This window comes from Streptomyces sp. NPDC053432, from assembly GCF_055585365.1.
In genome coordinates this window covers 13,207-38,283 of the sequence record NZ_JBVJKF010000035.1, presented here as the reverse complement: position 1 = coordinate 38,283, position 25,077 = coordinate 13,207, and the positions used below count along the sequence as shown (strand labels likewise).

The following is a 25,077-nucleotide window of genomic DNA, read 5'->3' as shown; positions in this document are numbered from 1 at the left end:
CGTCGTCGCGGACAATGACGGCATGAGGCACTGGTTCCGCAGCTACTGGACCGAGGAAGACACCTGGTTCTATTTCGAGGTCGACGCCGACGGCTGGGTAACCCGCCAGGTCGAACTCCAAGGGCCCCACGCAAAGCCGATCGCGGCAGCCTCTCTGGCCGAATGGAACGCTGCTCAGCAGGCCGGAACGCTCGCGGATTACGAGTCGACGTTCGGCGGCACGGCCGAGGTGCCCCTTCAGGAGTGGGACGGACACGAGCCGCACGACCTCGCCCTCGACGAGTTCGAGGCCATCTGGCTCGCAGCACGAGCAGCCTGCCGAGCAGAATCCCGGAACCGCGGGACGCGAGGAGCGTGAACCCAAGCACTCTCGCGCGCTCACTGCACGGCCTCCTTACGTCGGTTCGTACTCCATTGCCCTTCAGAATTCGCGAACCCAAGAGCTCTGGATCGGTAGGCGTCCACCACCGAGGTGAAGGAGCTGGTCATGGTCTTGCTTCCGGGGACGCCGGGCAGCAGCAGGTCGGAGAGCGGCACGGTGCAGGAGATGGTGACGGTGACAGTGCCGACCTGGCCAAGTGGGACGGCCAGTCCGGAGGAGTCGATGCTCGTCGACGTCGACGCGCACCGGATGCCCTGGTCTGCCAGGGAGCGAGCGGCCGCGGCCGCGGCCTCGGCTTGGGCGCTGGTGTAGGTGCGGGAGATGGATGCGGCGCGGGCGGCGTCTTCGGCGGCGGCGTCGACTTTCGCGCCGGAGGTGACGATCCGGCCTCCGGCGATGGCCATGCACAGCAGCATCAGCAGCAGAGGGACGACGATCGCGGTGGCGATGGCCTCGCTGCCCCGGTCGTCCCGAAACCGCTCCGCCCAACCTGTGTGCCGGGTCGGGGTCATGGCGTGGTCCACCTCTCCCGTGGAGCCGAGGCGGACTGTGACACCGACAGTCCCGACAGGCCCGGCAGCATCGAGGGGGCGCTGCCGGTCACGGTGACCCGTACGTCGGTGGGGGTACTGCCCGAGGTCGAGACGGTGGGCCCGCGCAGGCTGTCTCCGGCGATCCGGCCGAGGGTCTCGCGGGCCCGGGCGGCGCCCGCGCTGTCGGGGGACTGGTAGGTACGGGCGGCGGCGACGCCTTCGCGGGCTGCGGTCAGGGCGATGTTGCGGGCGTGGACCCACATCGCGGCCTGGACCACGGCGATCGTGACCAGGATGACGAACGGGAACACGATCGCCATCTGGATCGACGCCTCCCCCCGCTCACCCATCCACCGGCGCGGTCCGGGTGCCCGCCCGTCGCTGCGCGGCTCGTTCCCTGCCGCGGTCTCATCCTTGTCGGCCACCCGTACCTGCCTTCCCCGTGCCGCTCTCGTTTTGCTGGTCAGATGCCGGAGAGGGTGGTGTTGTAGCGGGTGATGACCAAGCCGATGGTCCCGGCGATCGCGATCGCGCCGGCGACGGCTGCGACCCAGATGATGATGGTGGTGATCGAGATGTCGCCCCGGTCGTCGTGGCCGCCTTCCTCGATGCGGGACTTCAGCCACTGGGACATGCGGATCGCGTACTTCGTCATGACGGTCTCCCTTGGGTCTTTTGGATCAGCTGTTGAGCATGCGGATGATGGCGGGGAAGGCGATGAGGAGCATCACCAGGACGGCGAGGAGCGCGCCGGGGGCGGTCATCTTCTCGCTGTCCGCGTTCGCCTCCGCCGCCTGCGCGGCGAGGAGTTCGGTGCGGAGGTTCTTCGCGCGGGCGCGCAGGGTGGTGTAGACGGAGGCGCCGTCGTCGGCGGACTGCCGCATGATCGCGGCGAGGTCGTCCAGAACCGGGAGGTCCAGCTCGGCGGTCAGCCGCGCGAGGGATTCCCAGTGCGGGACCTTGTCGACCCGGGAGCGGGCCAGCGCCCCTTGGATACGGACGAACGCCCACCCTTGGCCGGTCTGTGCGGCCTGTTCCATCGCCTGCTCCGCGGACACGTTCCCGGCCCGGCGCAGCGCGACCAGGTCGAGGTAGGCGGCCATGGCGTGCGCGAACTCCGCCCGCGCCCGCTTGGCCTTGTCCCGCAGCGCGAGATCGGGCGTGAACCAGAGCAGGACTGCGGCCAGCAGACCCACGACTGCTGGGAGGTAGAGGGGCACCCCGAGCAGCAGGAGCGGGATCGTCGACAGGGGCGGGAGAAGGAGCCCGCCGCCGGCCAGCGCCACTTTCGTCAGCAGGAACTTGGCCGGGGTGGTGCCGGTGAGGGCGAGGTCCTTGTGCGGGATCCGCACGCCGGGCACGTCGGCGAGGTGCTCGACCAGCCACCGGCCCCACTGCTCATCCCGGTCTAAGGCTTCTTCTTCCGTGCGCAGCGGGGCGGGTTCGTTCAGGCGGCGCAGGGCCGGGCCGAGGGCGGGCGCGGGGCGCAGGACCTCACGGATGAGCAGGGCCGTGCCGGCGCCGATCGACGCACCGGCCAGGACGGCGGCGACGGGAATCACGCGGGCACCTCCACACTCTCGCCCTCAGCGCCGACGGGAACCGTGGGCGTGACGGCGCTGCGGGGGTCGGAAACCAGGAAGCGGGGCACGGGCTTGGTGTCGGCGATCTGCCGCATCAGGGCGAGGACGCCGATGAACCCGGCGGCCAGGACGGCAAGGACCAACTGCCCGATCAACGTCCCGTAAGGGGCGGTGTAGGAGGGGATGAGGAAGCCCGCGCCGACGACACCGAGGGTGATGATGGTCATCCACCGCATCGTTGTGCGGGGCTTGGCCCGGTCCGCCTCGATCGCCCGCCTGCGGGACACCTCCTCATGCACCGACTCCGCGAGGTCCTCGAGGGCCTGGGCGAGGCCGGGCCCACGGTCGGCGGCCGACAGGACGAGGGCTGCGACCACCTTGTCCGCGGTGACGTCGTCCAGCGCGTCACCGAACTCGCGCAGTGCGTCGGTCGGCCGCCAGCCGACGTGCAGGCGGTCGGCGAGGTCCCCGACTTCGGCGGCGATCTCGTCGGGGCAGCCCTTGCGGGAGACCTGGAGGGCTTCGTCCAGGCCGCGGCCGAGGCGCAGGATGTTGGCCAGGCGCTGGGTCCAGGCGCCGAGCGCCTCAAGCTTGCCGATCCGGGCTGTCGCCGATTTCGTCGGCGACAGCAGCCACGGCACACCCACCACCGCCAGGAACACCAGCGCTCCGGCGACGAACACCCCGGTCACCAGCCACAGCAGCACCCCGGCCAGGGCGCCTGCGGCCAGGCGGGTACGGCGGGCCATCCGCTGATCCCGACCGGCCAGCTGCCGTCCGGCACGCAGCCGGGCCGCGAGCGTCGGCCCCTTCGGCGCCGTCGTCCCCGCAACCCCGACCACAAGGCCGACCAGACCTCCCGCCAGCGCGAGGCCCGCCAGTACCCACAACAGCAGAGTGGTCACAGCCCCGCCCCCTCGTCGATCAGCAGCGGCAGGGGAGCGGTCCATGCGCCAGTCGGGTCGTTGAGCAGGGCGGCGTCGAACCCCGCGCGGCGCAGGTCGGGCATGCAGCGTGGGTGCATGAGCGGCACAGCCCGGTGCTCGCCCCACTCCGGCCTGGGCCCGAAGATCGTGTTCGTCTCGGGGCGGCCGCCTTCACCGATGCCGGTGACCTCCAGGACGTGCGAGACGAACCGGTGCCGGTGCCCGCCGATCTTCGTCTCGTCGACCGAGGAGACGAACACGATGAAGTGCAACCCGTTCGCCGCCTGCCGGTACGCCAGGGCCTCGGACATGTTGGCCTGGGCCAGGAGATACAGCTCGGCGATCCGGTCGAACACCACCGACGGGCTGATGGCGTGGAGCGTGCACAGGTTGCCGCCGGCACCGTTGGTCATGGCCTGGAGCATGGCCACGATCTCAGGACCTCGGACCTCACCCACCACGATCCGCGTCAGCGTCATCCGCAGCGCCCGGTACATGAGGTCCATGAGCGTGATCTCGCCCGCTGCCTGGCCGGCGACCATCTCGCCGTTGGACTCGCGTGCCTCCATCGGCACGACCTGCCGGTGATACGAGTTCTCGTGGGCGAACAGCTCGTACTCGGTCTCCAGCGTGGCGAACCGCTCGTCGGGGTCGATCTCCCGCAGCAGGGCGCGCAGCAGCGTCGTCTTCCCCGCGGCCTGCCCGCCGACGACCATGACGTTCTTCTCCGCGCGCACGCACGCCCGCAAGAACTGCTCGAGGGTGGTGTCGAGCATGCCGCGGCCGACGAGCTCGGGAAGGTCCGCGTGACGCATGCTGTGCCGGCGGATCGTCACATAGGTGCCGGGGGTGACGTCGATGACGGCCTGGAGGCGGGAGCCGTCGGCCAAGCGCAGCGCGAGGAATGGATCGGCCGTGGACAAGCTTCTCTCACTCTGCCCGGTTGTACGCCGCGCGAGGTCGCGCAGCAGCTCACGCAGCTCATCGTCCGAATCGGCGACCGGTGCCACCCGAATGCGGCGGCCGTCGGTGACGTCCAGCCACACATCCTCAAAGCCGTTGATGAAGATGTTCTCCACCAGCGCGTTGTCCAAGTGCTGCTGAAGCCGGCCCGCCCGGAACTGCAGGTCGAACACGGCCTGGGCGATGGCCGCGTCCTCGGCGGCGGTGGTGGCCGCACCGCGCTTGACGGCTTCGGCATCGGACCAGACCGCCACCTGCTCGTTGATCAGGTGACGGCCCTGCTGCTCCTGCGCAGCCACGCTCATCCCCGGACGGGCTCGCAGGAGATCGGTCAGCCGCTCACCGACCTCCTTCTTGATCAGCCGTACCGCCGAATAGTCCACCGGCATCGCGGCCGCCGAAGTCGCCGCGGCCGGGACTGGGTGGGCGGCAGCAGCGCGAGTGCTCCCACCGACGCCGACGGGCTGGTGCGGCGCCGGCACCTGCGGCGGGGCCGCTAGGCGGGACTGCAGTGTGCCGGTCACCGGGGCCACGCGAGGATCGTGGTGCAAGGGATTGGCGCGCACCGGTCACCCCCGTCCCACGGCGGCCGGTGCGGGAGGAGGCGGGGCGAGACGGGAGCGACGGATCGCCACCAGCTCCTGCACCCGCACCGCTGCCGACCGCGCCGAACGCATCAGCTCACTCGACTCGAACCTGCGCGGCTGCTCCGCCCCGTCCGACAGCACCCGCGCCTCCTTCGCCCGCCACGGCAGCACCGCCACCACCGGCACACCCAACGTCTTGCGGACCTCCTCCTTCGAGAACGGGCCCTCGTCGACGAGCAGCAGACCCAGCTCCACCGTCTGCCCCAGGAGTTCACGCAGAGCGGTCACCCGCACCTGCGCGCTCTGCAGACTGCGCAGCGTCGTACGCGCCACCACCAGCACCACATCCGCCCGCTGCGCGAGCACCGCAGACGCACCAAACGCCCCACGCCGGCCGAGGTCTACCAGGACGTCGTGTTGGTGTGCCTCGATGCCCGCGAACATCTTGGCCAGCGGCTTCCACACTGGCTCCATCGCCGAGGCGTGCGCCGGATCGTAGAGACCGGGCAGAACCAGCCGGTCCCGCGTCCCCGCGTCGGTGACATCGACCAGCTGGCGCCAGAACGCCTCACCCAGCTGCCCCTGCCGCCCCGCCACCGCGAGATTCCGCATCCCACGCGAATTGTCCAACGTGCCCTGCAGCGCGCCGGGCAGGATGGCGCCGCCGTCCGGATCGGCCTCGGCCAGCACCACCCGCTGGCCTTCCGCCAGCGGCCATGTCATCAGCAGCGCCATTGCCGACGTCGTCACCCCGGGCGCGCCGAGGCCTCCGGCCAGCGCGATGACGGCCATCAGCTGCCTGCCTGCGGCGCGAGGACCAACGCGACCGCACCCGTCGCCACCCGCGCAGCCAGACCCGGCCCATCGGCAGCGGGCACCGCCACGTCAACGACCACGACCCCCGTCGCCGGAGCCGGCTGGCCGACGGCAACCACCGTCGCCGACTGCGTCTTCGGAGCCCCCGCCGCTCCCGCATCCGCTGGCTTCCCACCCCCGCCTGCCTGGGCGGGATCCGGCGTCGCCACGATCAGCACCTTCTGCCCCGGAGCGAGACGGCTCGCTGGCAGCTGCGACGGCTTCAACGCCACACCCACCAGCTGCTCACCCGCCTTGATGAGCGACTCGGCCGTCACCTGACCCGGAGACAACAGCGATCCCACCTTCAACGCAACCGCGGCCCGCTGCCCGACCAGCTCCGGCTTCTTCGCCACCGCCACCGCCTTGACCGCCGGGTCCAGAGCCAGCGACGCAGGTGCCAGATCCGCTTCCGTGATCGCCGCACCCACCGGCACATCCCGCGCCACCACCAGCACAGCGGTCCGTTGCCCGGACGCGGTGAACAGCAGCGCCCCGGACAGGCCTCCGGCCGCGATCAGGGCAACGGACAGGGCGATTAGGCCCGGGCGCCGGCGCCGCTGCCGAAGAACGCGCGGCGCAGCTGCGGGCCTGGAGGCCGGACCGGCGGGCGGTGGAACCGACGCCTGACCCGGCACGGGCGTGGTGGTCGTGCTCACGTGCAGTGCCTCCAAAGAGGTATGGAGAGGGGGAGAACGGGGCGCTGGCGCTATTGGCCGACGACCTGGAGTTCACCCACGGCGATGTCGACCGCGCTGGTGCGGGTCTCGGTCAGCTGGCCGCTTTGACCGCCGCCAGTCCAGCTGATTGACCAGGTTGACGTGGCGGTAACGTGGTACTTCCCGGAGCTGGTCTTACTCGAAGAAGTCCGGTACTGGTGGCCGCAGTCTGGTGATGGAGATGATCCGAACTCGGCGCGATAGGGCGTTCCCGGCGTGGTGCACGTGACGCTCGTACCGTCGCCCATTTCCCACACGATCTTCGACACCTTGGCGGTGGCCGTGACGGTGATGCCACCCGCCGAAGCTGACGCACTGTTCGGGCCGTACGTTTCTGCCCCGACCTCGGTCCACATATAGACGGGCATGCCGACCAGTCCAGTGCCTCCCGGCTTGGGTGTGATGCCAATCGCGGGTGGTCGAAGCAGCATGGAGTCGACGGCGCGCTGCGCGAGCACGGCCGGGTCGATGGTCGGGGCCTGTGACCAGAAGGCCAGGCCGACGATGTCTCCGTTGGCGTTCCCGCCGGATCCTTGGCCCAGGCACGGGTTGACGTACACGGCGCCGTCACCGGGCTCGTGTCCCTCCCACAGAGCGCTGCCGGCGGGCGGTTGGGGTTCGAGGAGCCGGACAGTGCAGTTGGCTGGGATGGTGGTCCTGCCACCCCCGCCCCCACCGTCTCCCGGTTTGCCGGGGTTCCCTCCCCTGCCCGGCCCTCCCGGAAGGTCTACGTGAACGCAGAAACGCAGGTCGTCACACTTGCCTGCGCCAGGTCCTTCCTCTGCCTTTACCGCCGACGCACCGACGCCGACAAGTACGAAGCTGCCCAGCAGTAAGAAGCTGCGTACCGTCGCCCTCAGCATGCTTGGTCCAGCTGCTGCTCCTCGATCACCGTCCACCCAGTGGGCCACTGCTCAACCGTGAGCGTTGTGACGTAGCGAACGAGCCGCTCCGAGGGAAGTGCGACCTCCTTGCCTGTTGCCTTGTCGACAGGCTTCCACCGCGAGATATCCAGGCAGTCCCTGATCAGGGCGGTCTTCAGCTTCGTGCCTTCCTTGAAGGTGATCTCCGTGCCGGAATGCTGTGCCTGGCCAGTGACGATACGACCCGATGCGCGGAGGTTGGCGAGCCCGCTTTCGGTCCGCGCGTACGCGGAACCGCTGGACAGGCTCTTCAGCTCGGTTCCTGAAGAGTCGGCCTGCGCGTAGGCCGCTGAGAGGGCGCTCCAGTACCGGTCGTAGGCCGTCTGCACTGCTGCCTTGTCGGTGTCCACCGGGCTGGTGGTTGGGCTGGGTGAGGAGGAAGGAGCGGGTGCCGACTGCGGAGGCGGTGACGCCTTGCCGTCCTGTGTGTCCTTCGAGCAGCCGGCTGTGACAACTACGACGGCCGTGGTGATAGCGGCTGCGAGGAGTCGGCGGTGCCGGGTGGTGCGGGTGTGGTGCTGGTGTGCGGTTGTCACGTGGGTACCCCCGGTTGTCACCTCGTCGGACAGACGGCGCTCGGCGTCGCTCATACGATCCCGTCGTCGCTGATGCAACGGTGTTCGTGTCGTAGCGCTGAGTGGTACAGCGCACCTTACGACGTCAACGCCTGAGGATCTATGGGGTTCTTGGGGCACAGGTGATCCATCGTCACTCTTTGCCCATAATTGCCGGTCAGCCATGTGCCAATACTCTTTCTGTGAGGCTGGAGTCATCCCGAATCGTGGATGGCTCAAGCCGCCGTCCGTCCTGTGCACGCACATGGGCGAAATTTAGACACGTGGCGTGTTCTTTGCTATCGGCAAGTCTTGGCAGGGTCGGCAAACCGAGTCAGAACGGTGGACGGTCGACGGACGTGTCCCCGCGCCCGGGCGACTGGTCCACCGGCTGTGATCCGTCCTGCCGCGGTGCTGTCCGGAAGGGGCGGTCCCATGTGAAGGCGTACTCCTCGTAGGAGTCGATCAGGCCGTTCTCGATGAGGGCTTCGCGGTCGGCGAGCTGGCCCATGAGGTCGTCGTGCTCGTCCTGGCATTCCCGCCAGTCGGCGGCTTCCTCTGCCGTCAGGCCTTGCTGCGGGGAGTGGTGGCTGTTCACAGGTCCATCCATCCGCGGGGTTCGGCGTCGCCAGCGAGGGGTGTCCAGACGGGGGCGCTGGGGCTGTGTTGTTCGAGGTCTTCGAGGACGGCGGCGCCGAGGGGGACGTGGGCGGCGAAGCGGGTGACGAGTTCGTGGTCGGCGGTCATGCGGCGCAGGTCGGTGATGCGGTTGGTGAGGGTGGTGCGGGAGGCGCCGGTGAGGATGAACAGGACACGGGGGAAGCGCGGGTAGAAACGCTGCCAGGCGTAGGTGGAGGCCTGGTCGGCGACAGTCTGGCGGCGTCCGGCCTGCTGGGGGGTGTAGTCGTGGAGGCGGGCGTAGGTGATGAGCTTGCGGGACAGTCGCTCGCTGCTCATCGTTGTCCGGTCGATTTCCACGAAGGCCCGGTAGTGGCGCCGGCGGGACGTGGTGGCGGTGTAGTGCAGGACGGCGTCGGCGACGAGGCGGTCTTCGCCGCCGGTGTCGGGGAGGCGGTGGGTGACCTCGGGTGTCCAGTCCAGCGGCTGGTACTCGTCTCCCCGGCGACGGGCGTCGGCGAGGAATGCGAGGTGGGCGCGGACACCGGTGAGGGTGTGCGCGGCACGCAGCGCGGCCGCGGTGGGTGAGGTGATCGGGTCGAGGTGGCGGCCGCGGAGTTCGGGCCAGTCGCCCACGGCCTGGAGACCGGCGGGGGTCAGGAAGTGGGCTTGGAGGCCGCTGCGGGCGCCGAGGACGGTGTGGGTGATCAACCCATCCGTACGCAGGGGAACGAGGATCTTGTGGATCTTCTTGGGTGGGGTGTGGGGCATGAGCATCTGGTGGAGCTGGGTGGTGGCCAGCAGGCGGTGCTGGGCGATCAGGGCCAGGGCCTGGTGGGCGTAGGTGTCGCTGGAGTCGGGCTGGAGGACGGCGGTGATGGTCATGCGAAGTGCTCCTGGGTTGCGGTAGCGCGGTGGCCGGCAGTGGCGCGCGGTGTCAGGCAGGAGAGGAAGCCGCTGACGTTCTCTTCCTGGGAGAGGGCCAGGCTGGTGAGCTCCGCCAGCGGCCGGGCGCCGGCGTTGGCGAGTGCGGCCTGTTGCAGAGCGCCGGTGAGGCGCGGGCGGGCGAGCGGGCCGAAGACTTCATCGAGTTCGGGCCCGCGCACGCGGAGGGGGCCGATGCGGGTGCCGTCGACGGTGAAGGAGGCGTAGTGCTGCCAGCGGTCCAGGGCGGCGACATCTTCCGCGGCGACAGCGGTGCCGGGCCACTGACTGGTGATCTGGGAGATTGCCTCGGCCGAGCCTGCGGTGGTGGACAGGCAGGAGGCGTTCTGCAGCAGGGCAGCCCGGGTGGCGGGGTTCAGACGATGGAGGAGCTGGGTCATTCCGTGCAGGCGGCATCCGAACTTCCGCAGTTGTTCGGTGATCTCTGCGATCACGGTGGATGCCCCGGCGTCGAGGGAGATCAGCTCGTCCAGGTAGAACCGGAACGGGGCGCGCTTGTGTTCGGGGAGGTCACGCCGTGACAGTCCGGCCCGCAGGAAGTCCCGCACGATCAGCGTGACCAGCATCCGGTCCGTCGGCCCGGTCCCCGGCGGGCAGATCCACACCACGTGGGAGTCGTCCATGGCCCGCCGCATGTCGTACCCGCTCACCGGGCACCCCAAAAACGCGCGGGTGACGGGGTTCGCGGCGAGCCGCTCGAGCGGGTTGAGGACGGTCAGCAGACCGTCCTTGGGCAGGTCCGCGAAGCTCGTCGTCCACCACCGGCGCGCCTCGTCATCCAACGCCCGCAGCACCAGATGTCGGAACGAGAGGACGGTCAGCAGCGGCCGGATCTGGAAGATGGTGGCCTGCGCCTCCGGCTCACCCGCGGCCACGGCTGCGCAGTTGACGGCGACCAGGGCCTCGACGGCCTTGGTCAGGATCGTCAGCGCACGGGGAGCTGCGATGTCGTCCCACCCGAGGGCGGTCGCGAAGGAGTCGACGACTGCGGCCGCGACCTCATAGGGGCGCTGCCCGCCGCCCATGTCCAGGAGATTCCAACAGCCCAGCAGCTCGTCTGGCCCGGACACGGTCAAGTCGAACAGGGTGATCCTGTTCATGATGTCGTCGTGGGCGAGGTAGCGGGCGACGTCGGTGAAGGAGTCGCCGTGAGGGTCCACAAAGGCGAGCCCCCGCCCGTTGTGGGCGCTCGCGACGGCATGGACCTGGGCGCGCATGGTCTTGCCCCAGCCGGCTTTCCCGGACTGGACTTCGAAGAGGGTGTCGTCCTCGTGGGTGGCCAGCAGCCGCTCCCTCCCATCCGGCGCCTGGTACCAGCCCTGCGGCAGCAGATCCGCATCCGGCACATAGGTCGGCATCTCGCTCTCCAACACCGGAACCCGGGCGGTCGCTGTCGGCGGCTTCAGCAAACCGGCGAGTTCCTCGATCCGTGCCCACCCGCTGCGCGCGGGCCGCATCAGCGCGTGCGTCCACTGCTGGTCGAAGCGGCGCTGCCACGGCCATGCGTCCGGCCCGACCCGTACCGGCCCGAGCGACCAGCCCTGCCAGGCGAGCCGGGAAGCACCCGCATACACATCCATCGACGCGTTGACCAAGGCGAGGAGCTGTTCAGCGCGGCCCTCGCGGTTGGAGGCGCAGCGGACCAGGACCTGCACGCGCATCAGGCCCGCGCCCTCGGCCAGATTGCCCACAGCTTGCTCCGGGCTGACGTGCTGCGGACGCGGCGGCATCACCATCCGCCCGCGGCCCTGCCACTGCGCGGGGTCGAGCAGCCCGCGCAGGGACAGAGAGATGTTGTTGGCGATCTCGGCATCCAGCGCCCGTGCTTCACGTGCGGCCTCGCGCCGGGCTTTGGCCCGCTGCTGCCGCAGGATCTGCTGGCGGCGCAGCGCCACATGCCAGCGGGGGGCGGGGGAGAGGTCGACGCACACCTCGGCGAGGTCACCGAGCTCGGCGCGGATCCCCGCGACGGCATCGACGAGGGGCTGGAGCGGGTCGGGCTCCAACGGCACCTGACGCAGCGCCGCCCCCGGCTTCCCGTTCAGCGTGAGGACGGCGCGCACGACGTGGGTGCGCTGCTTGTCGGCGACCGGCGCGGCCGCGGCGACGGTCACCTGCGGTCCGAACGGCGATCTGGCGAGCAGGGCGCCGGCTGCGGCGGGTGCTTCGATTCGGTAGGCGAGGGGGCGGCTGCCGTCGGCCCGCAGGCGAACCCGCAGGGTGCGGGCCCGCCGCGGAGTCCACCACGGTCCCGCACCGGCGGCACGGATCAGGCCCATTCCCTGCCGCCAGATCTCCTCCTCTCCGGGCGCGAACCTCGAGGACGGCACCAACTCCACGAAGGTGCGCTCGGCCAGCGCCTTCGTGGCCAGCCGTTGCTGCAGGATCTCCCAGCCGCCCAGAAGCAACCCGGCGGCCAGGGCCAGCCACCCCACGTGGGCGAGCACCCACGTCCCCGCGGCCCACAGGCCGGTCACGACGCCGGTCGCGGTGTCGGCGGCACCTGCGGCGAGGGTCAGGTTCGGGTCCATGTTCCGTCTCCGTTTCGGGTGAAGTGGACGGCGGCCGGGCGGCCGTCCAGGTAGGTTCCGGCCGGGTCGGCGCCGGCCCGCACCAGCCGCACCACCGCCCCACGCCCGCCTTCGCCTTCACGGCGGGCGGTTGCGGCCTGGATGCGTACCTGCGTGTACCGGCCGGTCTCCGCCAGCCACGCCGTACGCCCTGCGCGCAGCAACAGCGCCTCGTCGGCGGCCGGTAGATCGGCTGGGGAGGCGGCGTCCATGACCTGCTGGATGATCGGGTCCGCGGCCTCGCCGGATCCCGGCGGCGGCAACTCCCCACGCCCAGAAGGCATCGCGGCCCCAGGTGCCAGCCTTGCCGTTGGCGGCGATGACGGTGCCGGAGACAAGAGCGCGGAGGGCGCCCCGGCCGCAGACGTCGCGGATGCCGTCGCTGGGCCGCGGAGCGGCTCGGCGCTGCTGGCAGAAGCATCCCCAGCGGCTTCGGAGGCCATGGGTGCCGACGGCGCGGCAGCGGACCGCACTGCGGCCTGGGTCTGACCTCGCGGCGTCGGGGCCTCGGCGCGCGGGCCCAGGCCGGCATGGATGAGGGCGGCTCCGGCACAGGCCAGTAGCACTGCTGCGACCAATAGCCGTCGCCCGTTGTGGCTGCTGCTCATAGGAGGCGTGTCCCTCCCGCGTAGTCGGGCAGTGCGGTGACGGGATCGATGCGCACGGACTTGCCCGGCCGGGGGGCGTTGATCATCTTTCCGTCGCCGAGGTAGATCCCGACGTGGTGGATGCTGGAGTCCGAGGTGGGGTTGTAGCCGAAGAACACCAGGTCGCCGGGGACCAGCGCGCCCACCCCAGCAGAGGCCGGGATACGCCGCCCGGCCCCCGCCTGCTCGGCAGCCGTACGCGGGAGGTGGATGCCGGCTTTGGCGTAGGCGTAGAGGGTGAGCCCGGAGCAGTCGAAGCCGGTCACGGTTCGGCCGTCCTGCCCGCTGGGGGAGCAGCATTTCCCGGTGGAGGGGCCGCCTGCGTCGCCGCCGCCCCACGAATAGGGAAGTCCTTGTTGGGCGAGGGCGGCCTGGATGACGGTGCCCGCATTGCCGGAGGGGACGTTCGGGGTGGTGGCGAGGGCGTCGTAGCGGTCGATGCCCGACAGGACGTCGTCGACGTATGCCCAGGACTGGTTGTAGGTGTGGATCGCGGCGCGCAGTTGTTCGCGGTCGGTGAGGTCGCGGCCGTTGCCGCAGAGGTAGACGGCGGCGGAGGCGGCGGCGTCGACCGCGTTGTGCGGGGACACATCGCCGTCCCTGTTGCCGTCCTTCCCGTACGTGCGGAACGTCTCGGGCAGGAACTGGAACGGCCCGACCGCATGCTCGTACTCGCTGTCACCGTCCCACCGGCCGCCGTCGGTGTCGCGGATGGCGGTGGTGTTGCCGCCCGCTCCGGAACCGTCCAGCCGGGGGCCGGTGATCGGCGGGGTGATGTCCCCGCCCGCGGAGACCTGACGGCCCGCGGCGTGGTCGGACTCCACCCGTGCGATCCCGGCGAGGACCTGCCACCGCATCCCCCTGCACCTGGGCGCGTGTGCGCTGATCTGGGCGGCGCCGGTGAGGTAGGCGGTGAGCATCCGCGCGGGGATCCCGGCCGCCGCCGCATCGACACCACCGCCCACGGATCCGCCGGCGCGGCTGCGGGCCGCAGCCGACACCAGCACGGGACCGGTGCAGGCCACCGCAGCCACGAAGAGCAGCACCCCGAGGCAGCCCAGCTTCTTCCACGGCTTCACTGCTCACCGCCGGGGTTCTGGCGGGCGGCGGCACGGCGGGCGTTGATGACGGACAGCAGCCGGTCGCGGTTCGCCCGCGCCTCGGCCTGCTCCTGCCGTGCCGGCGGCCAGATCGGACCCTGGGCAGGAGACGGTGCCGAGGACGGGGTCTGTGGCGGGGTCTGTGTCAGGGACGGGGCCTGGGCGGGGCCTTGGGGCTGTGGGCTGGGGCGTGCGGATGCTGCGTTCCCACTCCGAGGTGCCCGAACACGGGGTTGTGGGGTGGTTGTGGTTCGTGTGGCGGGTGGCGTGGACAAGCTCTGGCGGCTGACCGTGCTGCTCGGGCCAGGCTGACGGGTGACGCCTGAGGGTGCGGTGGCGAGCTGCGCGGTCGCGGGCGGTGGAGTGGGGCCGGTGTTACCGGCCGCCCCTGTAGGGCCGTGGACCTGCCATGCGGTGGCCAGGCGCTGGCCGGGGTAGCGGCCGGCCTGCGCCCACGCGTGGCCGTCCTCGCTGAGGTGGTTGGCGCTGACTCTGAGTTGCTGGAGGGCGTCCTGGGCGTATTGCGATCCGGTGGCGCGGGCGCGGTGCAGATTGCGGGGCAGGCCCAGGGTGGTTCCGTAGGCTGTGCGGGCGGTGCGGGCCGCGATGCGGTAGCCGCGCAGCCGGGAGGCGCCGGCGTGGATACGGGAGCCCAGCAGCGGCCGGTCGGTGGCGGGGTCGTGGAGGATTTCGCCGGTCCACTTGTCCACCACCATTTCGTCGCTGCCCGCGCCGTTGAGGCTTCGGCCGCCGTTGGCCGCGTGGGCGTGCAGTTGGGCGGCCGCGGGGTGGCTGGCGGGTTTGGGGCCGATCAGAGCGGTGTGGGCAGCACGTAGGGCGATGGCGAGCGGCGCGATTCCGCGTCGTCCCTCGGCGGTCGCGTCGCCGAGGAGCCGGCCGGGTGAGAACGGCATCCCGGCGCCGTCGGTGAGCGCGGTGAGGCTGCCCAGGGACCGCAGCCGGCCCCCGAACGCCCCGTGAACCGCGGAGAACCCGCCGCCCAGTCCGCCCATCCCCGCGCGGGCGGTGGGGCCGTGCATGGCGAGGGAGGCGCCGAACTCGGAGGAGTCGCCGCGCAGGTGGGTGCCGCCGATCTTCGCGAAGCGCATGCGGGTGGCCATGCGCCCGCCGAACCCGGCGGCTCCGGCCAGGATTCGCCGGTGCATGATCAGGAATCCGATGGCGAGGGCGTCGACCAGCAGGAGCCGTTCCATCATCTGACCGGGGTCGGCGTCGGCGAGGAGGGCGTCCACGGCGATCCCGAAGAGGGGCAGTGCCATCGCTGCCATGAACGAGGTCAGGGCGGAGACGACGAACACGCCCAGCCACCGCCACAGCAGCATTCGGGAGGGGCCGGGCAGCATGGCCCACACCCATGCGATGGGGCCGGCTGCGGCGGTCGCCGCGTCGGCGCCCTGGGCGCCGAGCATCACGACCGCCATCGACACGATCATCAGTGTGACGACGAGCACCGCGACCAGGAGGGCCACCACCGACCACACTCGGTCCCAGGAGGGCCTCTCGGCGTAGGTGGCGGCCGCTTTGCCAACGGCCCCGGCGCCTTGGAGGTCCTTGAGTAGTACTGTGAAGCCGATCTCAGTGCTGTGCTCGCGGCACCGCTTCTCGCTCAGCGGGTCCATGAGCGCGCAGTAGTCCGGCTTCTTCTGCCGGGCTTCGCAGTCTTCCTTCAAAGGGCCGAACATGCCGTCGCACTTGGAGGTGTCCCTAGCGGCGGCCTGCGCCTTGCAATATTCCTTGGCCGAGCCGACGAGCAGGCTGCAGTCCTCGTTCTTGGAGGTGTCCGTGCCGTTGTTCTGGGATTGGCAGTACTCCTTCGACGGACCGTCGAGCAGACCGCACGGATCGTTTTCCTTCGGCCCTTTTGCCGGCGTGTCCATGGCGGCGTTGGATCGCACCCACTTGCGGTGGGCCTTGTATGCGTTCGCCTCGTCCTTCTTCTTGGGGTCGAGCACGCGTCCGTACTGCAGGAGCATGTAGGGCTTGACGACGAGGGCGTCGGTCAGGGCGTTCTGGATGGGGGTGGTGACCGTTTTGGCGTCGGCCTGCTCTTTCACGCACGCGTCGTGGGCAGGGCCGACCGCGGTGTCGCAGGGGCGGCCACCGCGGCCGGGGGTGTCGAAGTAGGAGGCGGTGGTGATGGAGGCGACCTCTATGGCGGCCTGGTGGGTCTGGTCCAGTGGTCCGTCTTTGCCCAGCAGGTAGTCGGGCCTCACGAACGCGGTGGCCGCGAGGGCCGCGATGACCAGGGTCAGGGCGATCTCACCGAGTCCCTGTCCGACTTTGCCGCGGGCGAAGGTGATGAGGCCGAAGACGAAAGCCCATGCCAGCAAAAGTGCGGGCAGACCGAGGGCGTTCACGACCTGGCGCTGGTAGGCGTCGGCGAGGTTCTGCGCGGGATCGGTGAGCAGTCGCAGGAGCGGGAATTTGAAGATGAAGCCGATCAGCCAGCAGCACAGGCCGACCAGTAGCCGCACCAGGGTGAACAGGCCGCTGAGGACGAGTCGCTGGACTTCTGCCATGACGTCGAACGAGAGTCCGCCGCTGATGACGTTCTCGATTTGTTGGCCGATGGTGGGCGGGGCGGTGCTGGCTTCCAGCTGGTAGCCGCTGAGCGGTAGACCCTCACTGGTGCGGATGTCCAGTGCGCCCAGCAGCCCTCCGCTCGCGCCGGACCCGTCGGCGGCCGCCGCGACCGAGGTGTTGGTCACCAGAAACACCACGGTGACCAGCGCTACGAAGCCTGCCGAGCGCAGGGTGCCCCGATCGACCTGGAACCGCTTCACCATGTCCGCCGCTCGGCGGTCAGGATCAGCCCCACGGCCCCGGCGATCGCCGCGGTCGAGAACAGCAGCAACCCACCGCTGCCACCCAGGACGGCAGGGACCACGCTGGCCACGGCGGGGGTGGCCACAGTAGCGACGGCCGGTTCCGCCGGACCGCCGGTGCAGTAGCCGTGGGCCGGGCCGGTGACCCGGTCGCAGGCGCCGGCCGTTGGCTGGGGGTTGGCCCAGGCGGCGAGGGTGCAGGTGAGCAGGACCAGGGCGAGGGCGGTGCCGTAGAGCAGTCGAAGGCGTGTGGTCATCGTGGGGTCCCCCCGTGGGCCGCCGGGGCATCCGCGCGGCCGGGTGTCGTGAAGATCGCTTTCTTGAGGCGGGCGACCGGCGGGACGACGACCTTGATCCGGCCGATCTGCATGCGCGGATCGCGCAGGAGCATTTCGCCCTCACGGCCAGCCTGCCCGACGGGGGACAGGCCGGTGGTCACGAGCCGGAGCAGGTCCTCGTCCTCGCCGTCCAGGCCGAGGAAGCGCAGGCCTCGGGCGGCGCGGGCACTGTCGGTGGTGCGGGCCAGGAATTTGTAGGCGATGAGCCCGGCGTCCTTGCCGAGTTCCTCCTCGTCGTGGGCGCCGAGGAAGACGCCGGCGCCGTGCTTGCGGCCGTCGTGGAGGATCTCGTGCACGAGGGCGGCCCCTTCGGCGGAGGAGGTGAGCCAGTAGCACTCGTCCATCTCGACCAGGCAGAAGCGGGATGGTTCGGTGAACGCTGCCTGCCTTGCGATCGCCGCCACCAGATACAGCACGGCACGCCCGATCAGGGCTTCGAGGGGCTGCTGGCGCAGGATCTCGACGTCGGCGAATGCCTCCCTGGGTGGCAGCGTGAGGCCGGCGGTGGTGACCACCACCATGTCGGCCCCCAGGTGCCCCTCCAGGGTCAGCGGCGGTAGGTGCGGGTCGAACACCATCGCGGCCAACGGATTGGTGGCCACGATGCGGAGCAGGTCGGCCATGGTCGCCGCGGCATCCGAGCGACTGGTGCCGCTTCCGCTGGTGGCCAGGGCGGTCAGGACGCCCAACACCTTGCTCATGGACGGCTCGGGTCCACCGGAGACTTCCTCGACGGCGTGGTGCAGGACCGCGCCGGCGGCCGTCATCGCCCCGACCCCCAGCTGCAGGGTCAGGTAGGACAGGGCGTAGTGGGCACCGACCGGCCCGCCGAACACCCGCAGCGGGTCGATGGAGATCCGCGCCTCGGCGGCGTCGATGATCTGGCACCGCTCACCCATCGACGCCTCGGCGAAGTGGGCCCATTCCCGGATCGGGGTCCGGTCGATGACGATGGCCCGCCCACCTTGGTCCACGACCGCGTCGGCGACCAGCTTCTGCAGCACGCTCTTGCCGCTGCCCAGGTCCCCGATCACGGCGCTGGACGCGGATGCGTTGACCTGCGGGGCATTGGCCGGGTTCAGGAGGACGGGTCGGATGGTGCCGCTGTCCAGGTCGTGGCCGATCATCATCCCCGCCGGGTCGCCGACCCTCGACGCGGTCAGCGCGCCGGCCGCGGCCCAGTCCTCCGACAGCTGGTGCTGCGTGAACTGGGTCAGCTTCGCCGCCCGTAGGGAACCCGGAAGGCCGAGGGCGAACAGCTCCTCCTGCATGCCCACCGGGCGCACCGCCCGGTAGTCCGCCCCCGACAACGCCGCCGACAGCTCCCGCGCCCGCGCATCGCAGGTCACCGGATCGGGCGCCCACACGGTCAGGACGGTCACGGACTGGACCTCGACCTCCACCGACGTCCGCGCCATCCGCGCGTCCTGCTCGGCCAGGTCGCCTGCGGCGTCCGACAGGGAGTGCGGCGTCCCGGTCGGCTGCGCACCGTACTGGCCCGCCTGGTCGAGGAGCTCGCGCTTCTTGCGCTGGACCTGCGCGCGGGCCTTCTTCGCGGGCACCACCCGCAGGTCCACGGTGATGTCGACGGGGAAGGGCATGCCTTCGAGCTGAGCTAGGACGTCCGCGTGTGCCACCGACACCGCCGGCGGGAGCTCCGCCAGCACCAGGTGCGCCTGATAGCCCGTCCCCGCCTCGGTCTCGACCTGCAGCCACTTACGGCCGACCGGCGAGGCGGTCGCCGCGCTGCGCCACCATCCGCCCGGACCGGCCCACCGTCCCTTCGCGCCGTCAGTCTTCTCCTGTCGAGGCTGGCCTCCTTCCGAGAGGCGGACCTGGCCCAGGTCGGTGTAGGAGGGGGAGCGCAGCTGCCCGCCCTGGATGCGGCTGCCGTACAGGGAGCTGTGCTCGGCGTCGGACGCCAGGGGCTCCTCCAGCCCGCGGTGCAGGGCGTGCTGGACCAGCCACACGATTTCCGCCGGGGACGCCGGCCGCGGCCCGAGCCCGCCGCCGAGCGAGGCCTGCAGCCGCTCGGCGTCCTCCTGCGCCACCCGCACATCGGCCTCGGGCACCGCCACCGGAGGAATACCCAGGACGGCGGTGAGTTCCGCGTGGGCGGCCCCGAGCGAAGCGGCCGTGGCGCCGGCCCTGCCCGGCAAGGGCACGGCCAGCCACAGGGTCCGCTCGTGCATCTCCTGCCCGGTCAGCAGGTCCACCGTGGCAGCGCAGGTCTCCGCCCACGCGGGCAACCGCTCCCACGCGAGTCCCTCGACCATCCGCTCGGCGACCTCACCCGGATCCGTGCGCGCGGCCAGTGCGAAGATCCTCGGCTCCATCGAGGGCATGGACCGGACGAACGAGGCGACGCGCCCAAGGAGTTCGTCGCGAACCCGGGCGGGCTGGTAGCCCCCGGGCAGCGGGTCGACCCGCCACACCGCCCACACGGTGCCAGACGTCGACCACAGCAGATGACCGGCGATGTGCCGGAACGGAACCCGCATCACGCAGCCCTCCCCGCGGGCACGTTCGCCTGGTCCAGCAGGCGCGACAGCCCCGACCCCGCCACAACACCCCGCCCGGGCAGCACCTGCTCGTCAGCTGTCGCCGTCGCCGAAGGTGCCGTCACCACGCCCGCAGGCAGGACGGCCTGCTGGATGACGAACCGGCCGACGAGGGACGACGGGCGCCGGTCCCGGGCGACCCGGCCGGCGATCCGACCGGCCGGGTGCCGCAGCAACAGCACGACCATCCCCGCCGCCGCGGTGAACGGGTTCTGGCCGGCGATCTGAGCACCGCGCACCCCCCACACCGCACTCAGCCACATCACGACCGGCACCGGCCCTGCCCACGACCACCAGTCGTAGGTCTTGATCAGTGCGAACGCGCCGCCACCCAGTACCACCAGCTGCGCAGGGGTGTAGGGGCCGAACGGCACCACCCAGTCCCCGAGCTTGCCCAGCACCCACGGATGCCTGCGGGCGCCGGTGTAGGCGCGGGCGGCACGCGGGGTCGCGGCGCTCACGAGGAGCCACCTGGCGTCGGGCCGGCATCGGTCTTGTGGCCGGGGACGATGACGACGGTGTGGATGCCGGCGCCGGTGGCGGGGTTCTTGATCTCGTCGGTGACCTTCTCCGAGAGGGAGTTCCGGCCGTTGTAGATGCCGAGGGCGATCACCATCGCGAGCAGCGCACCGAGGGCGGCCTTGAAGGAGAACGAGCGGGCGATAGCCGCCAGGACGATCACGGCGAGGGCAACCTTGAGCCCGCTGTCGGCCCAGCCGCTCAGGGTGGTCAGCAGCCCGTCGCCCAGCTGGTCCAGCTGTCCCGCCAGCAGCGCCGAGGAAGTGGTGTTCATCGGGCACCGCCCAGCGTGGCCGCGGCCGTCGCCGGGGTAGGCGACGGAGTGGCGGTGGACGGTCCGGTGACCCCGGCCTCCAGTTCGCTGATCTCCCACCGCCCGGCTCGCGCGGTCACCTCCGCCCGGTAGAGCAGCGGCCAGCGGCCACCCTGCGCATCCTGACCGCTCACCCGGATCCGGACCCGCGCCGCCGTACCGTCCCCAGGCACCACGGCCCCCGCAGCCTTTTCGGTGTCCGCGGCAACATCGTCGACTTCCACCCGCGTGTACGGTGCCGACTTCGGCACCGCCACCCTCAGACCCGGCGACAGGTACCGGTCCAGGCCCGCACCCTGTCCGCCGCCCAGGTAGGTACGGACGAACTCGCCCAACGTCGTACCCAGCGCCGAGTCGGCCGGGACACGATGCGTGACACCCTCGACGGCCGGCGCCGGCGCGTCCGGCGCGGCCACCTCAGCCGGCGCCCCCACCACCGCCACCCCACCGCCGCCCGGACCACGGGTCCCCGACACCGCGAAGTACCGCACCGGCGACACACCCGGTCCGCCCGGCGTGGGGGAGGCCTGTTCCTTCTGGCCGCGGAGGACCGCCACCATCACCGTCCACGCACCGCCCGCACCATCGGACATGCGGACGGCCACCACCCGGACCGGCGCCGCGTCACTGCTGCGCGGTTGCCTCGGGAGGTCCACTCCAGGAGCAAGTGAACGCAGAGCGACGCTGGCAGGGCTGTCGGGCGTAGCGGTGTCAGCACGCAGCCACAGGTCGACGAACAGCTCGGAAACGCCGCGTGGGTCAGCAGGCGGCCGGACTGTTTCGGTCGCGCGGGGCGTTGGGGCGGCCTGGGCAACCGTGGTCCGCGGCACGGTGAAGATGGCGGCCAAGGCGAGGGGGCCGGCCGCAAGTGCGGCCCAGACACCGATCCGTGCAAAATGCGGACCACGGGAGACCGGCTGTCCGGCCGGGACAGTCTCCGGTTGGTGCGTCCGCAGAGACCGGGACACCGGCGGCAGGGCGGTCCTGGCTGCATGGCCTGGGCGTGGAGGAGAAGAGGCAGTCATGGCGACGCTTTCCGTGAGGGGCTGATTGCTCTGCCCCACAAAACGGCGACGTCCTCACCGTCCCGATCACCACAACCACGCTGCTGGCATCACGGGTGGACAACACCCGACGTGGTCAGTCACCGGTGACTCACCACTACCTCCCCACCGCTGGTCACCGCCCTGCTCGCCGACGCTTGGTGACCTCACCGGTAAATGACACGCCCTGCATACCGGCCTCCGGTGAGCTCACAGGGAGCACCAGGGCCGCCTCACCGGAACCGGAGTCGTGTGCCACAGGCCTTGTAGGAATGTTGATAGAGACCTTGAATCCGGCATAACCTCACGGAATGGTGCAGAGCGAGGCAAGCGACGTCGACGGCTACCTGAATGAGATTCCTGAGGAACGCAGGACTGCACTGGCCAAGGTGCGGCAGCTGTGCCGAGAGGAGCTGCTGGGCTTCCACGAGGTCATGGCGTACGGAATGCCCGCGTACGAGCGGGGCGGCGCCTGCGAGATCGCGTTTGCCAGCCAGAAGCAGTACATCTCCTTCTACCTCATGCGCAGCGACGTCCGTGAGGCGTTCGAGGAACGGCTGGCCGGACACAACATGGGCAAGGGCTGCCTGCGGTTCCGCAAGCCTGAGAGCATCGACTTCGGCCTGCTGCGGGACCTCCTCAAGGCCACTGCAGCCCCGCCCGGCAGGCTCTGCTGACACCAGCAGGCGCCGTGGTGCCGTCCGAGACGAGTAGCAACGTGGAACGAGCCGGGAACGGCTTGCAGAAAGCTGTCAGACGAGCGGCGAGCTAATCTACCAGCCGACCAAGCCCGTGTACAGAGCACGCGACCACGACGGTGCGCGGCCTGTACCTCACCGGCCGGGCCGTGAACGAGATGGTGAAGGCGCGCGCTATCGTCGCCGGCTTCGCTCTGATCAACGGTCTCAAAGTCACCTCCATAGTTTGCGCACCGGGCCAAATGCTGACTTGGCCGAGGCCGAAGTGCCGCTCGCCGAACACAACGAGGCCCGCAACTGGCACAGGGACTCCGTCCTCGCCGACGACCGATAGGACTACGTGCCGGACGAGGACGAGATGCAGGACCTTCTAGTTCTGGTTCAGCGTCAGGAACCCCACCACGCCGAGCGGCCAGGCTATGAACCAGCCGCCGATGAACAGCAGCAGGCCGACCGCCATCGGGCCCCTTGTCCAGTCCGGCCCGTGTGTCTCCGCCATCGCCGCCCCCTCGCGTCTTCCAGGGCCACACCGTACGCCGGAGCAGGTGGTGCTTGTGGCCAGCCTGACGGATCAGGGCCCGCGGCAGTGTCCCCGCCAGCTCGAGGCGAGCCCGGAGCTGACCCAAGCGCACATCTGCTGCGGCCCCTGCTGCAGCGGATGCAAGACAACACCAGCCCAACAGACGCGTGGAGGCGACGGCTTGCTGGTGGGTGCGCAGGAAGGACATGGCTCGCCGCGACAGCGCCGATCGTAAGTCCTGCCTGGTGCAGGTGCGCATCGTCGCCCGCACGGAACAGCGGATACTCGCGCCGCGCGCAGCCAGGCACTTGAACCATTCGGTGGGGCACCGAGCGGTGCCCCATCCCACGTTCCCCGGCCGCTACGTGGCCGGCTCTCCATTCTGCCCGGCTGGGGCGGACTGCACCGGCCGAGGTGTTGCTCCTACCTCGCGCAGGTCGATGCCGTGTGACCGACAAACACCTTGAAGGCGGCCGGGGAGACCACGATCGCCGGTCCGCCCTCCATCTTCGTGTCTTGCACAGCCACGCCGTCCAAGCCAAGGGGCGCGAGCGTGGCTACCTCCACGCACTGGCTTTGATCGTTGCCCGAGTATGACGACTTGAAGAAGTGCAGGGCGGCGAGCTGGGAGGGGTTGAGCGTCATGCTTTGAGCCTTTCGAGATGGGTTTCCAGAAGTTCCCGGGACTGGTCCACGGGAAGAGCGGCGGACGCGGTGAAGTCGAACCCGGCGGCCTGGAGCTCGACCTCGCGCGGGTCATCGGTGTGCTTCCCGCCCGTCGCCGAGTCCACGGATGCGATCGGTGCCCAGGGGTGCGCGAACTCCAACAGCGTCAGCCCGCCGTTTGACCCATAAGCCGGGTGCGTTGAGAGCGGCACAACCTGAACCGTGATTCCCGGTCGGCTCCCCAGATCCAGCAGGTGACGCACTTGGTCGGACATCACCGTCCCGCCGTCACCGAGGTGCGCATGGAGCGCTGCCTCGTGGACCAGGGCGTGGAGCTCCACATCCTTGCCGGCACGGGAGAGCACCTCCTGCCGGCCCAGCCGGACTGCGACCAGTGTCTCGGCCCGCTCCGCGAGCTGCTCTTGAGACCGGCCGATCAGTTCCCGCGCATAGCCGGGGGTCTGGAGCAGGCCGGGAACGACCACCGGATGCATCAGCCGGAGCCGCACGGCGTCGCCCTCAAGCTCGATGAAGTCAACGAAGGACTGCGACAGATGCCGGGCGTAGGGAGCCGTCCAGCTCGATCCCGGCGGCGTCTCCGCCGCGGCGGCCACCGCCCGCACCGCCACAGGATCCGTGATCTTGTACGCGGATGCCAGCCGGAGGACGTCGCCCTCCCCCATGTGGTACTTCGCCTTCTCCAGCCGGGACAGGCGGGTGAAGTCGATCGCGGCGCCCTCGGCAGCCTCCCTGAGTGTCAGTCCTGCGGCTTCCCGCCACGCGGTCACCATCGCCGCCGCCCGCCGCGCCTTCACCGAAAGCGCAGGCGGCTTCCTCCGCGAGGCGCGAGGTTGCGCCTCTGTTGCGCGTTTCTGCGTCATGCGACGCAGCATCCCACAGCCGGGAGCGCGCCCAACACCCCGCGCATATGCCAAGTTTCAGCGAATGCGTGCTCTTTGTTGCGCAACTGGTGCGGATAGGAGCAGGCTACCGCTCAGCCGGTGATGCTCACTGAAAGAGCATCGATCCGCTACGCACAGTCATGTCCGTCACCGGCCCGAAAGCCGAAACCATGACCCTTCACGCGCGACCCACCACTCACGCCACCGGGCTCCCCGCCTATACGGAAACCCTCCCGGCTCTGCCGGAAGCCGTCGGCAAGGCCCGCCGCCTGGTGCGCCTCGCCGTCACCACCTGGCGCCTGGAAGCGCTGGCAGACGACGCCGCCTTGATCGCATCCGAACTCGCCACCAACGCCGTCCAGCACGCGAACGTAGCCAGCTTCCGCATCACGGTCATACGGCTGGACGCCTGCTGCGTACGAGTCGCCGTCACAGACACCAAGAAGACGTTCGTCCCCACGCCCCCCGCCGCCGAGCCCGACGCCGAACAAGGCCGCGGCCTCGCCCTCGTCGCCGCCCTCGCCCACACCACCGGCCAGGAACCCCTCAACTGGGGCAAGCGCATCTGGGCCGATGTCCAATGCGCCTCCCCCTGCCCGTAGCCCCGCGGCCAATTCCGCGTACGGGGCCGTGAGCTACACCAGGCTGACTGCACGACCCTCGCGCGCCGAGAAGCCCTGGGCAGTCTCCGCAGCTGCCCCGTCTAGGAACTCCGGGCCGCCACCCAGCCCCAGCGACTCCCAGAAACGCCACGAAAGAGAAGGAA

General features: G+C 70.4%; 27 protein-coding genes. 3 read left to right on the top strand and 24 right to left on the bottom strand.

Features of this window, described 5'->3' with window-relative positions; all coding sequences use genetic code 11:
• The first annotated feature begins 22 nt into the window (after positions 1-22).
• A complete protein-coding gene (locus ACZ6Y1_RS35615) occupies positions 23-358 on the top strand; it encodes a hypothetical protein (protein WP_469639948.1) in 336 nt (111 codons plus the stop codon).
• 20 nt (positions 359-378) lie between these two features.
• Here the strand turns inward: ACZ6Y1_RS35615 and ACZ6Y1_RS35610 are convergent, their stop codons facing one another.
• The 21 genes from ACZ6Y1_RS35610 to ACZ6Y1_RS35510 form a co-directional block, all read right to left on the bottom strand.
• Positions 379-894: a TadE/TadG family type IV pilus assembly protein gene (locus tag ACZ6Y1_RS35610; RefSeq protein ID WP_469639946.1), complete on the bottom strand. Its 516-nt coding sequence runs from the start codon at positions 892-894 to the stop codon at positions 379-381.
• Positions 891-1,340: a TadE/TadG family type IV pilus assembly protein gene (locus ACZ6Y1_RS35605; RefSeq protein ID WP_469639944.1), complete on the bottom strand. Its 450-nt coding sequence runs from the start codon at positions 1,338-1,340 to the stop codon at positions 891-893. Before ACZ6Y1_RS35605 ends, ACZ6Y1_RS35610 begins: the two co-directional genes overlap by 4 nt.
• Positions 1,341-1,378: 38 nt before the next feature.
• A complete protein-coding gene (locus tag ACZ6Y1_RS35600) occupies positions 1,379-1,570 on the bottom strand; it encodes a hypothetical protein (protein WP_384584815.1) in 192 nt (63 codons plus the stop codon).
• Between the two features lie 25 nt (positions 1,571-1,595).
• Positions 1,596-2,477 (bottom strand): type II secretion system F family protein, encoded by an 882-nt coding sequence (locus ACZ6Y1_RS35595; protein WP_469639941.1) that lies wholly within the window; start codon positions 2,475-2,477, stop codon positions 1,596-1,598.
• Complete coding sequence (locus ACZ6Y1_RS35590) at positions 2,474-3,403, bottom strand: type II secretion system F family protein (protein ID WP_469639939.1); 930 nt, start codon at positions 3,401-3,403, stop codon at positions 2,474-2,476. Before ACZ6Y1_RS35590 ends, ACZ6Y1_RS35595 begins: the two co-directional genes overlap by 4 nt.
• Positions 3,400-4,776, bottom strand: coding sequence for a CpaF family protein (locus ACZ6Y1_RS35585; RefSeq protein WP_469639937.1), 1,377 nt, complete (start codon positions 4,774-4,776; stop codon positions 3,400-3,402). Before ACZ6Y1_RS35585 ends, ACZ6Y1_RS35590 begins: the two co-directional genes overlap by 4 nt.
• A 180-nt stretch (positions 4,777-4,956) precedes the next feature.
• Positions 4,957-5,766: a hypothetical protein gene (locus tag ACZ6Y1_RS35580; protein WP_469639935.1), complete on the bottom strand. Its 810-nt coding sequence runs from the start codon at positions 5,764-5,766 to the stop codon at positions 4,957-4,959.
• On the bottom strand, positions 5,766-6,488 hold the full coding sequence (locus tag ACZ6Y1_RS35575; protein WP_469639933.1) for an SAF domain-containing protein: 723 nt from the start codon (positions 6,486-6,488) through the stop codon (positions 5,766-5,768). Before ACZ6Y1_RS35575 ends, ACZ6Y1_RS35580 begins: the two co-directional genes overlap by 1 nt.
• Positions 6,489-6,538: 50 nt before the next feature.
• Positions 6,539-7,108, bottom strand: coding sequence for an ATP/GTP-binding protein (locus ACZ6Y1_RS35570; RefSeq protein WP_469639931.1), 570 nt, complete (start codon positions 7,106-7,108; stop codon positions 6,539-6,541).
• A 296-nt stretch (positions 7,109-7,404) separates the two neighbouring features.
• Positions 7,405-7,821 carry a hypothetical protein gene (locus ACZ6Y1_RS35565; RefSeq protein WP_469639929.1) on the bottom strand — a complete coding sequence of 139 codons (417 nt, stop codon included), beginning with the start codon at positions 7,819-7,821 and terminating at the stop codon, positions 7,405-7,407.
• 538 nt (positions 7,822-8,359) lie between these two features.
• Positions 8,360-8,623, bottom strand: a complete 264-nt coding sequence (locus tag ACZ6Y1_RS35560; RefSeq protein WP_469639927.1) for a hypothetical protein — start codon at positions 8,621-8,623, stop codon at positions 8,360-8,362.
• Positions 8,620-9,528, bottom strand: coding sequence for a replication-relaxation family protein (locus tag ACZ6Y1_RS35555; RefSeq protein ID WP_469639925.1), 909 nt, complete (start codon positions 9,526-9,528; stop codon positions 8,620-8,622). The genes ACZ6Y1_RS35560 and ACZ6Y1_RS35555 overlap by 4 nt, the downstream gene beginning before the upstream one ends.
• Positions 9,525-12,119 carry an ATP/GTP-binding protein gene (locus ACZ6Y1_RS35550; RefSeq protein WP_469639923.1) on the bottom strand — a complete coding sequence of 865 codons (2,595 nt, stop codon included), beginning with the start codon at positions 12,117-12,119 and terminating at the stop codon, positions 9,525-9,527. The genes ACZ6Y1_RS35555 and ACZ6Y1_RS35550 overlap by 4 nt, the downstream gene beginning before the upstream one ends.
• Positions 12,104-12,442: a hypothetical protein gene (locus tag ACZ6Y1_RS35545; protein ID WP_469639921.1), complete on the bottom strand. Its 339-nt coding sequence runs from the start codon at positions 12,440-12,442 to the stop codon at positions 12,104-12,106. Before ACZ6Y1_RS35545 ends, ACZ6Y1_RS35550 begins: the two co-directional genes overlap by 16 nt.
• 320 nt (positions 12,443-12,762) lie before the next feature.
• On the bottom strand, positions 12,763-13,884 hold the full coding sequence (locus ACZ6Y1_RS35540) for a C40 family peptidase (protein ID WP_469639919.1): 1,122 nt from the start codon (positions 13,882-13,884) through the stop codon (positions 12,763-12,765).
• Positions 13,881-16,712 carry a hypothetical protein gene (locus tag ACZ6Y1_RS35535; RefSeq protein WP_469639917.1) on the bottom strand — a complete coding sequence of 944 codons (2,832 nt, stop codon included), beginning with the start codon at positions 16,710-16,712 and terminating at the stop codon, positions 13,881-13,883. The genes ACZ6Y1_RS35540 and ACZ6Y1_RS35535 overlap by 4 nt, the downstream gene beginning before the upstream one ends.
• Complete coding sequence (locus ACZ6Y1_RS35530; protein ID WP_469639915.1) at positions 16,706-17,008, bottom strand: hypothetical protein; 303 nt, start codon at positions 17,006-17,008, stop codon at positions 16,706-16,708. The genes ACZ6Y1_RS35535 and ACZ6Y1_RS35530 overlap by 7 nt, the downstream gene beginning before the upstream one ends.
• The gene (locus ACZ6Y1_RS35525) at positions 17,005-19,590 is read right to left on the bottom strand and encodes an ATP-binding protein (protein ID WP_469639989.1); all 2,586 of its coding nucleotides are present in this window, start codon (positions 19,588-19,590) and stop codon (positions 17,005-17,007) included. The genes ACZ6Y1_RS35530 and ACZ6Y1_RS35525 overlap by 4 nt, the downstream gene beginning before the upstream one ends.
• Positions 19,590-20,111 (bottom strand): hypothetical protein, encoded by a 522-nt coding sequence (locus ACZ6Y1_RS35520; protein WP_469639913.1) that lies wholly within the window; start codon positions 20,109-20,111, stop codon positions 19,590-19,592. The genes ACZ6Y1_RS35525 and ACZ6Y1_RS35520 overlap by 1 nt, the downstream gene beginning before the upstream one ends.
• A complete protein-coding gene (locus ACZ6Y1_RS35515; RefSeq protein ID WP_469639911.1) occupies positions 20,108-20,443 on the bottom strand; it encodes a hypothetical protein in 336 nt (111 codons plus the stop codon). Before ACZ6Y1_RS35515 ends, ACZ6Y1_RS35520 begins: the two co-directional genes overlap by 4 nt.
• Complete coding sequence (locus ACZ6Y1_RS35510) at positions 20,440-21,330, bottom strand: conjugal transfer protein (protein WP_469639909.1); 891 nt, start codon at positions 21,328-21,330, stop codon at positions 20,440-20,442. Before ACZ6Y1_RS35510 ends, ACZ6Y1_RS35515 begins: the two co-directional genes overlap by 4 nt.
• 506 nt (positions 21,331-21,836) lie before the next feature.
• Between ACZ6Y1_RS35510 and ACZ6Y1_RS35505 the strand changes: the two genes are divergently transcribed.
• Entirely contained in the window at positions 21,837-22,202 is a 366-nt protein-coding gene (locus ACZ6Y1_RS35505; protein ID WP_469639907.1) for an iron chaperone, read from the top strand.
• Positions 22,203-22,593: 391 nt separating this feature from the next.
• On the opposite strand, the gene ACZ6Y1_RS35500 is transcribed toward ACZ6Y1_RS35505, so the two are convergent.
• The 3 genes from ACZ6Y1_RS35500 to ACZ6Y1_RS35490 all read right to left on the bottom strand — a co-directional run bounded on the left by ACZ6Y1_RS35500 (position 22,594) and on the right by ACZ6Y1_RS35490 (position 24,290).
• A complete protein-coding gene (locus ACZ6Y1_RS35500; protein ID WP_469639905.1) occupies positions 22,594-22,722 on the bottom strand; it encodes a hypothetical protein in 129 nt (42 codons plus the stop codon).
• Positions 22,723-23,166: 444 nt separating this feature from the next.
• Positions 23,167-23,388, bottom strand: coding sequence for a DUF397 domain-containing protein (locus tag ACZ6Y1_RS35495; RefSeq protein ID WP_469639903.1), 222 nt, complete (start codon positions 23,386-23,388; stop codon positions 23,167-23,169).
• The gene (locus ACZ6Y1_RS35490; RefSeq protein WP_469639901.1) at positions 23,385-24,290 is read right to left on the bottom strand and encodes a helix-turn-helix domain-containing protein; all 906 of its coding nucleotides are present in this window, start codon (positions 24,288-24,290) and stop codon (positions 23,385-23,387) included. Before ACZ6Y1_RS35490 ends, ACZ6Y1_RS35495 begins: the two co-directional genes overlap by 4 nt.
• Before the next feature lie 191 nt (positions 24,291-24,481).
• Between ACZ6Y1_RS35490 and ACZ6Y1_RS35485 the strand changes: the two genes are divergently transcribed.
• On the top strand, positions 24,482-24,913 hold the full coding sequence (locus tag ACZ6Y1_RS35485) for an ATP-binding protein (RefSeq protein WP_469639899.1): 432 nt from the start codon (positions 24,482-24,484) through the stop codon (positions 24,911-24,913).
• Positions 24,914-25,077: the final 164 nt, after the last annotated feature.